The following is a 2,287-nucleotide window of genomic DNA, read 5'->3' as shown; positions in this document are numbered from 1 at the left end:
CCAATGCCCAAAATGTGGTTTCTCATTACCACGGGATTGGAATGGCGCACGGAACATAATGATTCGTGCTTTGTCGGCAACAACCACCAGGTTTTCACCTGGTGCTATACAGGTCATTCCTGCTGATAAGTAGGTTTGCACAGGTTAAATGTTGCACTTGATCTTAAAATTCCAGAAGGGGTGCAAGGGCTATCCCATCTAAGTCAACAGACTGCAATAATTTCACCCAATCCTTGATCAGCAGATCATTGCTAGAATTTTGCTGACGTAGCTTAGCTAGAGCATTTAGGGTATCATACCAGATCCCTGATCTGGCATAGATAATCGCTTTCTGTTCTAATGTCGCTTGGTCTAACTGATTTTTGAGGGATGGGTTGAGTGCCATCCGTTTTACCCAGCCTGTCACTACAGGAGACCCCAGTCGCTCACATTTAACCACAAAGTACCAACGATACTGTTTACCAACCTCAAGGGAGGTGACTGTTGATGGAAGTTCGATGCCTACTACACTTGGTGAGGACGATGAGGCCACAAATTTAGTCCAGTAGATTTCGTTATAGTTTTCATCTTGTAGCACAAACTCCAAAGGCAAGTCCGGTGTCAGGGCATAGGGAACATAAAACCAGAAGGTGGGATGAGAAACAACGGTTAAGCCGAAAACTGATTCTGTTCGCGTAGCGTGACCTACGGTCAATGGAATTTGACCATCACTGGCAATGGTGGGCGTAGAAGGGACTAAGGCAGTCAAAGGTTCTTTGACTTGTGGACATCGCCCACGGCTTGCCGCTGCTTTTCGTTTACCGGGTACACCTCGTTCCGGTACATCTGGTGGCATCCAAGCTAGACTGATCCCTAATGGCTGTAGAGTTCTTGAAGTAATTCGCTCTTGCTCTCGGTGGTTGTGAGCCACTTCTGCTTTTGGGGAACGTTGATCTGAGTCCAACCGGGAATTGCTAGGATTAGCTGTTGAAATACGTGGCAAGGCAATACAGCTACTAAAGCTGACAATTGCTAATGTAATTCCTAAGATTGGTGGTGCTAATGGTAGTTTTATCTTGCTCATGATTCATAAAGAGTAATTTTTAAGGAATGTTTCCTTGTGATTGGTCAGGTCATTGGTCAGTTGTTACTTCCTATCCCTAGTTTTTTGGATCTCGTTGCTACCCTCATTATCACTCAACTGAATGAACTATCTAATTTTTCCTACTGACCAGTGATTATTTTCTATATCTAGTTTGATCTAAAATCGAGTAATTGACGAATCCAGAATTCAAACATGCTTCATTTTCAGGACTTACGTAGCTACTCTAGCTGGTGAATTTAGACTATTTCGTAGCAAAAAAATAGTATTTTGTCAACTGCCTTTTGATAGGGATGAATAGTTCACAGTTCCGGTAATTCATCCCTAGATCAAATCTATAATTTAGCTGGGAATGAATGAGTAAATACTATTAGGAGTCAAGTTTGGTGGCGGACATGAAAATTTACCAAAAATCTTTTTTTAATCAAAAACTGTTTATCATTGTCTTGTTGCTGAGTGTGGGAGTAACATTACTCAGTAGCTGCTCCCCTAACAAAATGGAGAAGTGCAAGCTGATTGAAGTTGAACCCAGGGAAGTTGAGCTAGACATCAAAGACACTGATATTGAAGGATGGGAATTGGAGGTACTTTGTGGTGACCAACTTTGGGATATCCCATGGTCAGAGATTAATCGCTACTTTAAGATTGACCTGAAGAAGTATTACTCTAAGAATCCACAAGCAGCTCAACGGCAGCTGCAACGATTGCAGCAACGACTAGTTTTCTATAAACAAGACAACAAGAGGGGAAATATCCTATACGGTTCTTTGGATGGTAATTCAGAGTTAGTTGGGGTGAAGGCGAAAAAAGATGATTAAGATTCAACCTGCACCAAGCCCAAGTCTCATCCCCAATACAATGTCTAATAGACCTCTTGCAAAAATAAATATGAAATCAAAATCTATCCCTTTTGCCTTTTGCCGTCTTGATGCAGTCGCTCATGGGGGAAACCCCCAAGACCGCGCTGCATCGCTTTTGCCTTTTGCCTTGTCTTCACCAAGGTTGATCAGACTTATGCAAGAGGTCTAATGTCTACTGACCCTTATGCTTGGCTAAAGCTATCCCTGGCCACGATTGACCCCCTGCCCTAAAGGGTCATAGTTACTTGGACTCCATGATTTACTATTGATTTACTTTTTTATATTTTTTTTAGCTATGTTAAGTTTTATTGAATAAAATCTTAAGTTTTCTGAAAATTTTTCAGGT

General features: G+C 41.8%; 3 protein-coding genes. 2 read left to right on the top strand and 1 reads right to left on the bottom strand.

Features of this window, described 5'->3' with window-relative positions; translation table 11 throughout:
- Positions 1 to 163: 163 nt before the first annotated feature.
- Positions 164 to 1,063, bottom strand: coding sequence for a DUF928 domain-containing protein (locus F6J99_RS44315; RefSeq protein WP_293123635.1), 900 nt, complete (start codon positions 1,061 to 1,063; stop codon positions 164 to 166).
- Between the two features lie 413 nt (positions 1,064 to 1,476).
- Here F6J99_RS44315 and F6J99_RS44310 point away from each other — a divergent pair, with 413 nt between their 5' ends.
- Entirely contained in the window at positions 1,477 to 1,899 is a 423-nt protein-coding gene (locus F6J99_RS44310) for a hypothetical protein (RefSeq protein WP_293123632.1), read from the top strand.
- Positions 1,900 to 1,969: 70 nt separating this feature from the next.
- A complete protein-coding gene (locus tag F6J99_RS44305; RefSeq protein ID WP_293123629.1) occupies positions 1,970 to 2,110 on the top strand; it encodes a hypothetical protein in 141 nt (46 codons plus the stop codon).
- Positions 2,111 to 2,287: the final 177 nt, after the last annotated feature.

The sequence above is a fragment of the Moorena sp. SIO4G3 genome (assembly GCF_010692305.1).
Taxonomy (GTDB): domain Bacteria; phylum Cyanobacteriota; class Cyanobacteriia; order Cyanobacteriales; family Coleofasciculaceae; genus Moorena; species Moorena producens_A.
This window is presented reverse-complemented; position numbering and strand designations above follow the sequence as displayed.

What these genes read in the sequence shown, in the direction of transcription:
- F6J99_RS44305 (WP_293123629.1), top strand. Translation starts at nt 1,970, where the DNA reads ATGAAATCAAAATCTATCCCTTTTGCCTTTTGCCGTCTTGATGCAGTC.
- F6J99_RS44315 (WP_293123635.1), bottom strand. Translation starts at nt 1,063, where the DNA reads ATGAGCAAGATAAAACTACCATTAGCACCACCAATCTTAGGAATTACA.
- F6J99_RS44310 (WP_293123632.1), top strand. Translation starts at nt 1,477, where the DNA reads ATGAAAATTTACCAAAAATCTTTTTTTAATCAAAAACTGTTTATCATT.